General features: G+C 63.6%; 11 protein-coding genes. 5 read left to right on the top strand and 6 right to left on the bottom strand.

Going from position 1 to position 11,873, the window contains the following annotated elements; translation table 11 throughout:
• Positions 1-71 precede the first annotated feature (71 nt).
• The gene (locus ABIE49_RS34345) at positions 72-953 is read left to right on the top strand and encodes a DUF308 domain-containing protein (RefSeq protein WP_354067120.1); all 882 of its coding nucleotides are present in this window, start codon (positions 72-74) and stop codon (positions 951-953) included.
• 200 nt (positions 954-1,153) lie between these two features.
• Positions 1,154-1,567 (top strand): Ros/MucR family transcriptional regulator, encoded by a 414-nt coding sequence (locus ABIE49_RS34350; protein WP_192737430.1) that lies wholly within the window; start codon positions 1,154-1,156, stop codon positions 1,565-1,567.
• Between the two features lie 21 nt (positions 1,568-1,588).
• Here the strand turns inward: ABIE49_RS34350 and ABIE49_RS34355 are convergent, their stop codons facing one another.
• Both ABIE49_RS34355 and ABIE49_RS34360 read right to left on the bottom strand, forming a co-directional pair.
• On the bottom strand, positions 1,589-2,017 hold the full coding sequence (locus ABIE49_RS34355) for a SufE family protein (RefSeq protein ID WP_192737431.1): 429 nt from the start codon (positions 2,015-2,017) through the stop codon (positions 1,589-1,591).
• A 102-nt stretch (positions 2,018-2,119) separates the two neighbouring features.
• Entirely contained in the window at positions 2,120-2,539 is a 420-nt protein-coding gene (locus tag ABIE49_RS34360) for a DUF5330 domain-containing protein (protein WP_192737432.1), read from the bottom strand.
• A 433-nt stretch (positions 2,540-2,972) separates the two neighbouring features.
• Here ABIE49_RS34360 and ABIE49_RS34365 point away from each other — a divergent pair, with 433 nt between their 5' ends.
• Together ABIE49_RS34365 and ABIE49_RS34370 are read left to right on the top strand one after the other, a co-directional pair.
• Positions 2,973-4,820 (top strand): PAS domain-containing sensor histidine kinase, encoded by a 1,848-nt coding sequence (locus ABIE49_RS34365; protein ID WP_192737433.1) that lies wholly within the window; start codon positions 2,973-2,975, stop codon positions 4,818-4,820.
• Positions 4,813-5,565: a peptidoglycan-binding domain-containing protein gene (locus ABIE49_RS34370; RefSeq protein ID WP_192737434.1), complete on the top strand. Its 753-nt coding sequence runs from the start codon at positions 4,813-4,815 to the stop codon at positions 5,563-5,565. Before ABIE49_RS34365 ends, ABIE49_RS34370 begins: the two co-directional genes overlap by 8 nt.
• Before the next feature lie 9 nt (positions 5,566-5,574).
• Here ABIE49_RS34370 and ABIE49_RS34375 read toward each other — a convergent pair whose 3' ends face one another.
• From ABIE49_RS34375 to ABIE49_RS34390, 4 genes are all read right to left on the bottom strand, one after another.
• On the bottom strand, positions 5,575-7,215 hold the full coding sequence (locus ABIE49_RS34375; RefSeq protein ID WP_192737435.1) for an ankyrin repeat domain-containing protein: 1,641 nt from the start codon (positions 7,213-7,215) through the stop codon (positions 5,575-5,577).
• Positions 7,216-7,451: 236 nt separating this feature from the next.
• Positions 7,452-8,534: a class I SAM-dependent methyltransferase gene (locus tag ABIE49_RS34380; protein WP_192737436.1), complete on the bottom strand. Its 1,083-nt coding sequence runs from the start codon at positions 8,532-8,534 to the stop codon at positions 7,452-7,454.
• A gap of 28 nt (positions 8,535-8,562) precedes the next feature.
• Positions 8,563-10,674: an alpha/beta fold hydrolase gene (locus tag ABIE49_RS34385; RefSeq protein WP_192737437.1), complete on the bottom strand. Its 2,112-nt coding sequence runs from the start codon at positions 10,672-10,674 to the stop codon at positions 8,563-8,565.
• A 9-nt stretch (positions 10,675-10,683) separates the two neighbouring features.
• Positions 10,684-11,307, bottom strand: a complete 624-nt coding sequence (locus ABIE49_RS34390; RefSeq protein ID WP_210337360.1) for a TetR/AcrR family transcriptional regulator — start codon at positions 11,305-11,307, stop codon at positions 10,684-10,686.
• 213 nt (positions 11,308-11,520) lie between these two features.
• On the opposite strand from ABIE49_RS34390, the gene ABIE49_RS34395 reads away from it, so the two are divergent.
• Positions 11,521-11,865: a DUF1491 family protein gene (locus tag ABIE49_RS34395; protein ID WP_192737438.1), complete on the top strand. Its 345-nt coding sequence runs from the start codon at positions 11,521-11,523 to the stop codon at positions 11,863-11,865.
• Positions 11,866-11,873 lie beyond the last annotated feature (8 nt).

Genomic DNA, 11,873 nt, shown 5'->3' on the forward strand with positions numbered 1-11,873 from the left:
ACGGTATCGTGGCATAGGCGGTCTGCGAGCATTTCGGGCGCAGCCGGGGGGTTAATTCGATGATGGTTGGGATGTTGGTCGCGGGTACCGGCCTTGTTTTGGCGGGCCTGCTGGCGATTGGCTACGGAATCACGATCAGCGAATTCAGCACCGGCAACACGCTGATCCTCTCCGGCGTGACCGCGTTTTGCACGGGCGCGATCATGCTCGGGCTCTGGGTGGCGGTGCGGGAACTGAGGAACATCGCGCGGCAGCTCGGCGCCGGCGCATTCCAGGCGCGCGGCGAGGCCAAGGTACGGCCGGTGCTTCCACCGGGTATTTCACCGGAGGCCGGTTCAGGCGACGGCCTTGTTCCATTCAAGCTGGAGACTGCCGAGAGTGCCGGCGGCGAACCCGCCGCACCGGCCGCCGCGTCGCCGTCTCCGCCGCCATGGCAGGGTGAGGCCGCCACACGCGAGCGCCCGCGTGGCGATCTGCCGCCGGAATCCGAGCCGGCCGAGGCTGCGCCCAAGCCAAAGCGCAATCTGTTGTTTTCCTCGACGTCGCGAAAGGAGCGCGAGCGCGCGCAGGCAAGGACCAGCGAGCCGCTGCCGCCGGATCTTTTGTCGCCGGACCTTCGCCCTAATCCGCCGGCCGCGCCGCCGCCGCCGGTCCCCGCCGAAGCGCAACCGCCATCGTTCGACGATGCCTGGCCGAAGCCGGAGCGATCGCGGCCTGGCGAGACCCCGCCGCCGCGTCGCGCGGGCCGGACACCACCGGCATTCGACGAACCAAACGGCGCCCCGCCACGTAATGACCAACAGCCGGCCGTAACGGTGCTGAAATCGGGCGTCGTCGACGGCATGGCCTATTCGCTCTATTCGGACGGATCGATCGAGGCCCAGATGCCCGAGGGCATGATGCGCTTTGCGTCCATCGACGAGCTGCGCACGCACCTCGATCAGCGGCCCTGAAGGGCGCAATACTTGGCCAGCCATCCGGCGTGAAAATAAAACGCCGTAGTTCTTGTCAGATTCCCGGTAATTCGTTCATATTCGCCAAGTCGTAATAAATTCCCTTTGCGTATAGGCGCGGCCGGATACTTTCAGCACCCTACGCGCTCGCGCGTTCGCGATCCCAGGATCGCGTTTGCGATTCCCAGGAAGGTTGAGCCATGACCGATTCCGCCGGCAAGACGCCCGTCGAACTGACCGCCAATATCGTATCGGCCTATCTCAGCAACAATCCGACGCAGGCTTCTGAAATCCCGAGCCTGATCAGCCAGGTTCACGCCGCGCTGCTCCGGGTATCGACCGGCCGGATCGAGACGCCGCTCGAACCGGCAAAGCCTGCCGTGTCCGTCAAGAAATCGATGACCCCGGAATATCTGATCTGTCTCGAGGACGGCAAGCGCTTCAAGTCGCTGAAGCGCCATCTGCGCACGCAATACAACATGACGCCGGAGCAATATCGCGACAAATGGGGCCTTCCGCCCGACTATCCGATGGTTGCGCCGAATTATGCGGTGGCCCGTTCGCAGCTCGCCAAGAAGATGGGCCTCGGCCAGCAGGCGCGGAAGCGGAAATAGCCCCCGTCATTGCGAGCGAAGCTACGAAGCGGTGGCAAGTGCCTCGCGCGCATCGGAGCGGATGCGTTCGACCATCGAGCGCAGGCCGTTGGAGCGCTGCGGCGTCAGATGCTCGCGAAATCCGAGTTCGTCGAACAGGGCAATCGCATCCATCGACAGGATCTGCTGCGGCGTATGCCCGGAATAGAGCGTCAGCAGGATCGCGATCAGGCCGCGCACGATGTGGGCGTCGCTGTCGCCGAGGTAATTCAGGCGCGGTTCGCTGTTGCCGCTGCGGTCGAGCTGCTTGGCGAGCCAGACCTGGCTGGCGCAGCCGTTGACCTTGTTGGCCGCTGAATGCTCGGCTTCCGGCATCGGTGCCAGCGTGCGGCCGAGTTCGATGACGTACCGGTAGCGGTCGTCCCACTCGTCCAGCAGCTCGAAATTTTCCCTGATCTCGTCGATCGTCATCGTGGCCCGTGTTCCATGCTCCACCGTCTATATAGGATGCGGGTGGAGCGAAAGCGACGAAAATGGAACCGGTTCCGGGCCTATTTTCCAGCCATTATTCCGTCAATGCACAGACGTGCCGCGCCACTCGGTTGCAAGATCGTCTTGCGTGAGCGTGTCGCCCCGCGCCGTGGCCGCCAACGTGGCTTCGTCGCCGCCCGGGCCGTCGATCGAGCCGGTGTGGTCGGGGGCTTTTTTGTCGGGCTTGTCGGACTTATCGGGCTTGTCGGTGATGATCTGATACAGCTTGCGCGCGCCGTCCTGCGCACGCTGGCCGATCACGGTCGCGGCCTGGCCGCCGACTTCACAGGCCGCCGGCTGGCGCTTGCAGAACTGCCCCATGTCGGAGACGGCCGCGGTCGCAGCCGATACGGCTTCGGAGGCGCCGATCTGCGGCAGTTTGTCCGATTCAGGCGTCTTTTCTCTGGGCAGCAGCACGAGCACCAGTCCGAGCCAGAACACCATGCGAAGTAGAAAGAACATCTCGCGACCCCGGTCGTTTCTTTTGGTCCTGTTGCGGTTATGTCCGCAGCTTTGCTCCTGACTATCAGCCGTCGATAAATCGCAAGTGTTTGCATTGAAGTAAATTCGCCGAAAATTCGCTGAAATTTCCAATGATTTGATTCGATGTAAATTTTCGATTGATAAGCGCGAACACAAAAAAGTGGGCGTGCCGGGACGTCCACCATTTCGAAACCATAGATCGATCGCGCCGGAAACCTGTCGTTCACCATCCGCGTCGAATGAGCGTTCCGTAACCGGTTAAAGCTCCGCGAATGCAGGGTGTTTGCCGCCCGGTCGCCGTGCCTTAGCGTTCGCTTAAGTTCGCTCTGACACGGTGGGCCAAAGATAAGGGGGCGTTCCGGCGCGTCTGCAAAGCCAATTTGCCAGACGAACAAGCCGAAGCGCAAAAGCCGTGAGTGTTTTGAGTATCATCCGCGATTGTCTCGATGCGCTGCTGCATCCGTCCGCACGATATGCGCTGACGCGCGCGCGCCATCGCGCCTTTATGGCGCCGCGGCTGCTCGGCAGCCTCGCCGCCTTTGCGGCATTCCCGGTCTACCTGGCGATGCGCGGTGCGCCCACGGCGATCGAGGTTGCGGCTTTTGCCTGGCTGATCGCACCCATCCTGCTGTCATGGTTCCTGTCGCGTACCGGCCGTTACGACGGCGCGCATTTTCTGTCGTCGCTGGCGCTGGCCGGTCTCGTCATGATGGTCGCCGCGACGACCGGAGGCATTGAGTCCTTTGCCGCGGTCGGGCTGGTCGTGGTGCCGCTTGAGGCCGCGCTCTCGGCCTCGCGCCGCGTCGTTGCGTTTGCCTCGGCGCTGGCGTTGTCCTGCGCAGCGCTATTGATCGCCCTCGGGCATTTCGACCTGTTGCCGGTAGTGGAGCCAAACGCGGCGTTGCATAGCCTCCTGATGGCGGTCGGAATCGCAGCGGCGACGCTATATGCCGTCGGTCTCGCCTTTGGCTCGGAATCGCTGGCGCGTACCAGCGTCGCGCTGCTCAGTGTCGAGGAAGACCGCTACCGCTTGCTGGCGCTTAACATGAGCGACGTGATTTCACGCCACAGCCGCAACGGCGCCGTGCAGTTCATTTCGCCCGCCGCGGAAACCATGCTGGGCGCTTCAGTCATGCGGCTTGCAGGTCACGGCCTGTTCGACCGCGTCCATGTGGCCGATCGTCCTGCCTATCTGACCGCATTGTCGGACGCCGCGCGTGGCGGCGAGGCGCGCAGCGTCGAGTTCCGGCTGCGGCGCGATGTCGCCCGCGGCCAGAGCAACTCCGATTTCATCTGGGTCGAGATGCGCTGCCGGCCGCTCGAGAATGCCTCGCCCGAGGCCGAAGTCGTCGCCGTGATGCGCGACGTCACCGACCGCAAGGTGCAGGAGCAGGCGCTGGAGTTGGCGCGTACCGCCGCCGAACGGGCGGATGCGTCCAAGACGCGCTTCCTCGCCACCATGAGCCATGAACTGCGTACGCCGCTCAACGCCATCATCGGGTTCTCCGAGATGATCGTTCAGGAAGATCTGCTGATGATCGACGCGGCGCGGCGCAAGGAATACGCGCAGCTGATCAACGATTCCGGGCAGCACCTGCTGTCGGTCGTCAACGGCATTCTCGACATGTCGAAGATGGAGTCCGGCAATTTCGAGATTTCGCCGGAGCCATTCGCGCCGCGCGCCGCTTTGCTGCATTGCTGCAACCTGCTGGCCCTGAAAGCGCGCGAAAACGGCGTCGATCTCGTCACCCGTGCGCCGGAAGATCTGCCCATGATGACGGGCGATCCACGCGCCTTCAAACAGATCGTGCTGAATCTGGTCGCCAACGCCGTCAAATTCACCGAGCGCGGTGGCAATGTCACGGTCTCGGCTGCGGTCGAGGGCTCGCGCCTGATGCTTCGCGTTACCGATACCGGGGTCGGCATCGCGCCCGACGATCTCAAGCGGATCGGCGATCCGTTCTTCCAGGCCGGCAAGACCTATCAGCGCAAGCACGAAGGCACCGGCCTCGGGCTGTCGATCGTGAAGGGCCTGGTCGGATTGCACCATGGCGAGGTCAGCGTGCAGAGCAAGGTCGATGAGGGAACCACGGTAACCGTGGTCTTGCCGCTTGCCTTCGCGCCGTCGGCGGTGGAATTGAATTCGCCTTCGAGCCCGGTACCTTCGAGCCAAGCACCTTCGAGCAATGTCGCGACGCTGAAGCCAGCGCTGCGATCAGGATTACAAGACCAAGCCCATCAGGTGAAGAAAAGTGCCTAAGCGAACGATCGAGGACGACGAGATGCTGCGCCGCCGCCGCGGCGCGAAAGCGGTTGCAGTCGAAGCGGAAGAAGAGCGCGGATTTGTGATGCGTATGCTCTTGCACAGTCCGAAGGACATGCTGGCCGGCGCGCTGGCCGTTGCCGCCATCGGCGCCATCCTCACCAACGCTTTGTTTCTGCAGGCCGGTCGTCACCCGTCGCCGATGTTCGGTTCGGTCGTGAAATTGCCGGTGCCCGCGGTTGCGAATCCGCTGCCCCGTCCTCGCCCGGTTGAACTCGCGGTGCGTTCCGCCGAGTCTCCGGAACCCAAACCCGTCGAGAGCAAGAACGCCGATCCCAAAACGACTGACACCAAGACCTCTGATCCCAAGGCCGCCTCTGACCCAATGACCAATCTGGTGGTCAGGTCGACCGGTTCGGCTCCCGCCGCCGCAGCTTCCAGCACGGCTACTCCGGCGGCCAAACCGAACGGGTCCGCGCCGGCCGCCGCGCCCCATGTCATCAGGCCGCCGGCATCGATTCCAGCTTCCGCGCAATCCGCGGGCGCGCGCCGCGTCGCGTCGGTGCAGCGCGCACTGACCGAATACGGCTACGGCCAGTTGAAGCCGACCGGCGCCGTCGGTTCGGACACGCAGGCGGCGATCTCGAAATTCGAGCGCGACCGCAAGCTGCCGGTGACCGGACAGATGTCCGACCGCCTGGTGAAAGAGCTCACCGCGATGACCGGCCGTCCAATCGAGTAGGGACGGGCCTTACGACCCGTCCAGCAGGATCTCGGTGACCTCGTCGGAGAATCGTTTTCTCCGCCCGTCGATCAAAATCCATTCCGGGTCATTCTGATCCGGCTTCGCGCGCGGCATGCCATGGTCGAGCAGGGCGCGCGCGCAGCCTGACCAGTCGCCGCCTTCGACCGGCTCGTTGCAAGAGGCCCAGGAAAGCGAGCCGCAGGCATTGTCGCCAAAGCCATGTTGCTCGGTCCAGCTGGCCCCATGTTCGAGCAGGAACCGGGTCAATCCGGCATCGCCGCGAAACACCGCAAGATTGAGCGCCGACGCATTCCAGTCGCCGCCGCGCACCGCGATCGGCCAGCCGAGCCTGACCATCAGCCTTACCCCCACATCGTTGCCCTCGGCGGCGAGATCGGGCATCAGCCGCAACTGCGAGGCCGGAAGCGTTTCGGGGAGGTCGGGTCGCCCGGCGCGGATGCGCCGGGCCTCGGCCTCATCGCCGCAGGCGCAGGCCGCAATGAACGCTTCCTCATCCGGAATGGGTTCGTGTGCAGCGCTCGCGCGCAAGAGATCGGCGACCTCGCGAAGGCCAAACTGCAAGGCGAGCCTGTAGGCGCTGACGCCATCAGGCGTCGCTGCCAACGGGTTTGCACCTGCGTCCAGGAGCGTCTCGATACACCGGCGGGATCGCCGCCGCCGGATCGCCCACAGCAGTGGCGAGCCCCATTCGTTCAGGGGCGAATTGCGGGCGGGTTCATTCGGATCGCCGCCGTGCTGGAGCAGCAGTTCAAGTGCGGCGACATTGTCGAAGTCGAGTGCATGGTAGATCGCGTTACTGCCTGCAACACGGGCGCCACGCTCCAGCAGCAGGCGGGTACAGGCAAACGTCTCCAGCGAGTGATAGAGGGACTCGCCGTCATTGGGATCAGCGCCAGCGTCGAGCAGCAGGTGCGTGAGCTCGGCGTCATGGTTCGTTCCGGCCGCGCCGTAAAGCGCCGATAACGGATTGCCGTCGTCAGGTTCAGTGACCGATGCCGGCGGCCAACGGTTGCCGATACGCTGGTTGGGGTCGGCGCCTGCCGCCAGCAGCAGACGGGCACAGCGATGCAGACGCGCGCGGAATTCCGGAACGGACAACAGGCTGGAATGCGTGACGGCGACGAGCGGTGGCAGTTTCAGTGGTCCACCCGGGCGATTGACCCATGCCGCATCCTGCTGCGTGGCCAGTCGCAACGCATCTTCGGCGCCGATTGCACATGCCAAATAGGGGTTGCCCGAGACGAGGTCGGGGTTTTCGGCCAGCATCCTGATCGCGACGCGCGGATTGGCGCGATTTGCCGTGCCATTGATGTCGCCGGCATAAGCCAGTTGGAGCCAGCGCAGGACACGTTCCTCGCGCTCGCTGCCGTTGGCCGATTGCGCTTCCAGATAACGCCTCAGGTCCTGCCAGGAAGCGAAGCCGTAGTCACGCGCGACACACGATTGAGCGTCATGGAGCCGGAGATTCAAGGATGCGATCTGGTCGTCGCTCTGCCCCGCGGCTGCCGGAAGGGCGCGGCGAAAGCGGGCAAAAGCGTCGCCATCACGTTGCCGGTAGAGACGGATCAGATCCTTGGCTTGCTTCTTGAGGTGGTCGAGATTCAGTCGATCGGGCGATCGTTCCATTGGAAACCTCCGTGCATGGAGCGCCGATGGTCCGCAATACCGGCTGCTGCACAAAGGCTCTAGGTGCTGCTTGGAGGCTGCAAGTGGGTTCGACCCTTCCCGCGGACCCGGGCGCGGCTTGCACCGCAGCATTGAGAATATGGTTGGTCCGCGCGACGGTCAACCCGCCGTATGCCGGCCGCAAGTATTCTCGCGGCCGGTGAACTTTGCCCGGCTTGCAGCCGCTATGCTGGATACTAAGGCCTTGCCTCGAGGATCATGTTGAACGGCGTCTCGGTGGCACGACGCACGCTCTTGAAGCCACCCTTCAGGATGACCTCGCGGAGCCGTGCTTCGCCGGCCTGCGCGCCAAGCGCCGTGCCGACTTCCTGCGAGAGCGAGGTCGGCACGCAGATCATGGTCGATGCGGCATAGTACAAGCGTCCGACCGGGTTGAGGTTCTGCTCGAGACGATCGCCCGCTATCGGCTCGCAGATCATCCATGTTCCGTCGTCCTTCAGGGATTGGCGGATGTGGGCGGCGGCTCCCGCCGGGTCGCCCATGTCGTGCAAGCAGTCGAAACAGGTCACGAGATCAAAGTCCTTGCCGGGATAATCCTTGGCGAGGCCGACCTCGAAGCGTGTGTTGGCGGAAGCGCCGTGGGTTTCGGCATGCGCCTTTGCATCCGCAATCGAACCGGGATGGAAGTCGAAGCCGACGAACCGGGATTTCGGGAAAGCCTTGGCCATCAGGACCGTCGACCAGCCGTGGCCGCAGCCGACGTCCGCGACATTGGCGCCGGCCTCCAGCTTCTTCATCACGTCACCTCCGAGAGCAGGAAGCCACGTCGACACGATGTTGTTGTGATAGCCGGGCCGGAAGAAACGGGCCACCGCACAGAACATGCAGCCGGCCTGATCGCCCCAGGCGACACCGCCGCCGGACTTGAACGCTGCCTGAACTTTCGGCTGGTTCTCGAGCATCGCCGCCATCAGATCGAAGCCGCCCATCAGGTAGACCGGGCTGTCGGGAATAGCGAACACCATCGCCTGCTCGGGCGGCAGCGCGAATTTCGCCGAGGCAGCGTCGTAGGACAAATAGTTGGAACTCGCCTGATTGGACAGCCACTCGCGCAGATATCGCGGATCGACCTTCGCGGTGCTGGCGAGTTCGGCCGAGGTCATCGGCCCATTGGTGTGCAGCGCCTTGTACAATCCAAGCGCATCGCCCATCCGGACCATGGCGACGCTGGACGCGCCCCCGAGGTCGCCCAGCATCTGGCCGACGAATGCGTTGAGTTTGCCTTCATCAATCCGGGTCGCTTGATTAACGCTCGACATAGCTACCTCCACTGACAATTGATTTCGGTTAGAACAGATCCGCCAGCATGCGGGCGGCACGGACCGCACCGTCGGCTTCGACGGATTTGAATTTGGCCGGCGCGCGCATCGCACCAACCATCGCTTCAGCGATCATGTCCGGCGTCGACGTCGCGAATGCCATGCGCGTGCCGGCGCCATGGCGATCCAGACGATGGGCGACGTGGAAATTCTGCTCGAAGTGGTTCTGGAGCGGGAAATAGAGGAACGGCGTCCCAGCCGCGGTCAACTCCATGCAGGTGGTAAGGCCGCCCTGCACGAGGGCGAGATCGCATGCGGCGAGATGACGGTCGAGGTCGGGGACGAACGCGCGCATCTCGACGCCATCAGGTACGCCGAGTGAGGCCGGATCGATCCGCGGGCCCGCCACCACGATCATGCGCAACTCGGGCAGCCTGGCCCGTGCCATCGGATAGCTCTGCAGGATGCGTTTGATCAAATGGGTGCCGACGGCGGATCCCCCGACCGTGACGATGCAGACGCGCTCGTCCGGCCGGTAGCCGAGGCGCTCGCGCAGCTCCGTGCGGCTGCCGAAAAGATGCGGATGTTCGCCGATGATATAGCCGGCGAAGTCGAAATGCCTTGGCACCCAGTCGCGGATCGCCGGCTGGTCCTTGCCGAACGATAACGGAACGATGTCCTCCAGGCTTCCGACGAAAATGGCGCGGTCACGCACGCCGGGATGCCGCTCGATGTGTTCGATCATTTCGGCGTTGTAGTCGGTGGTCAGGAACGCCTCATGCTCGCCGCCCGACGGCATCGGCACATAGCCGACGAAGTCGGTGAACCAGGCAAGTGCGGCTTTCTTCAGCTCGGGGTGCTCGTGCCAGTAATGGTCGATGTCCCAGGCCTCGTCGGCGATGACGAGATCGTAGTCTCCCTCGTCGACGGCATCCTGGAAGGTCATGAAGTTCGCGATCAGCACCTCATCCATGTTGCGGATGGCCTGGAAACAATGCAGGTCGTGCTCGCCCGACTCCATCTCGATATGCCTGGACTCGCTGGCCAGCCGCGCACTCAGCGGATGGACGCGCTCGCCGTTCGCCTCCAGCAGGCGGGTCACTGGATCTTGTGCCAGCCAATCGACCTCCAGATCCGGGTGCAGCTTGCGTAACTCGCGGGCGATCGCGATATCGCGCCGCCCGTGCCCGAGGCCGATCGGCGAGGAGAGATAGAGTGCGCGCTTGGCCTTCCTTGTCGTGCGGTTCGATCCGCTCGCAGAGGAGGCGATGGCGAGCCTGCGCGCGAGGAAATCGACAATCAGGGTGTTGGTCTTTGCGGGAATGCGGCCGAGCGGGTTGTGACCGCCGCCCGGAATGGTCACCAGCTCCGCATTCATGACCTCGGCCAGCGATTTCGCGCGCGCATGGCGCTGGATCTGGTCGTTGTCGCCGTGAATGAGCAGCACCGGACAGCGGATTTTGCGGTACATCGCTTCGCTGACATCGAAGCGCGGCGGGATCATCCGTGCATCGACGGTGTTGACCAGCACCGGGCCGGTGGTGTCGCTGGCCCAGCCGATGCCGTCCTCGATCTGCTTGGTCGAGTGCGGTTCGGAATGGATGTTGCGGATAAAGTGCTCGGCGAAGTCGGGGTAATCCGCCAGCCAGTGCGCGCGGTTGAATTTATTCCAGCCGTCGAACCGTTCCTGTTTGGCATCGAAATGCTGGTTTGCAAGATGGGGATAGTTGGCGGGTCCGATGCTCGCTACCGTCCCGACCAGGATTGCGGCCTTCACGCGATCAGGGTGATGTGCGGCCAGCACGCTGGCGAGCATGCCGCCAAACGACAGGCCAACGAGGATTGCCTTGCCCGCGCCGGTAGCGTCCATGACGGCAAGCAGATCCGCCACGTAATTGTCCAGTGAGTAGCTCTTCACATCCTCAGGACGGTCGGACTTGCCATTGCCGCGGCCGTCATAGGTGATGCAGCGGAAGCGTTCGCTGAAATACGGCAATTGCGCCTTGTAGATCCGCGAATGGACGATACACCAGGGCGGCACGAACAGCATGGTTTCCGGGCCGTTGCCGTAGATCTCGTAAGCGATCCTGACGCCGTCGCGATCGATAAAACCGGTTTCGTCGGGCAACTTCGCACGCATCGCGTTACCTCATCGATTGGCTGCACCTTCGACGCTGCGAACGAGATCACCGACCCGCCGCAAGGACTGGCGTATCGGCGAGCCCTTCTTCTCGAAACCAAGCAGGTAGAGGCTTTCTGCGCCGATGAACGCATTGGCAGCAAAAGCTCCAACCTCCTCGGGCGTCAGCGGGCCGAGGCCGCCGAGTTCACGTTCAGCCTTGCGTGCCGCGCCGACGATGAGATCGACCCATCCCATGATCGCGGTGCGAACGACCTGCGCGACCGCCGGGTCGGACCAGCTCGCAGCGATCAGTTCCTGCAGCACGCGCACATAACCGGACGCTATGTCGTCATCGAGATAATCGCAGGCCCGGTCCCATTGCTCCGACAGTTTGAGACTGGCGTCGCCGAACATGGCGTTCTGGCGATCCAACAGCTGCGCGTTCAAGTGCTCGAACAGCGCCAGCACCATCCCTTGCTTGGATCCGAAATGATAATGGATCTGGCTCAACGGAACGCCGGCAGCCGCCGCGACGTCGCGGGTCGACAAGCCCGCGTAACCGTTCTGGCGCAACACTTTCTTGGCGGCTTCGAGCAGCGTGGTGCTGGTCTCTGCCTTTTTCTCAATTTTCTTGGCCGTTGCGCGCGCCACGATAGAAATCTCCCTCGCCCAATTATAATTCGGTCGACCGACCGAATCAAGGCCTTGTTCGATTGCTCACAATTTTGTGCGCGCGGACTTGTGACATAGGCCGAGATTGCGTGGACCAATGACTGGCCGGGAACCGCGACTTGCCGGAGCAAGGGAACGGCGCCTGGCCAAGGCCTCTGGTGCCAGCGTGGACGCTGGCCTATCGTTCGGCCCATGCGATTAAAATCATCGATCTGGGTGGCGGCCTATCTGCGCCGTTGCCAAACCGAAGGCGTCTTCGGTGCCGTGCGCCGGCGCGGCGCTGAAGAAGCCGGTGCCGTCTTCGTCAAGGTGGCTCACCTCGACGGCAACGCCATGCTGTACGGGCCGGCGCCGCAGACCGTCTATGACGAGAGCCGGCCGACCGAGCGCCTGTTCGTGCCGGCGTCGCCGCAGCCGGTGCCTGAGCAGTCGGTGGAAGAACGTCTCGCCAAGGAAATCAAGTTCGATCCCGACACCTGGATCGTCGAGACCGAGGACCGGGCAGGGCGGCATTTTCTCGAGCTGGCGAAGGCCTGAGGCCGGCC

The sequence above is a fragment of the Bradyrhizobium sp. OAE829 genome (assembly GCF_040546575.1).
Classification (GTDB): Bacteria; Pseudomonadota; Alphaproteobacteria; order Rhizobiales; family Xanthobacteraceae; genus Bradyrhizobium.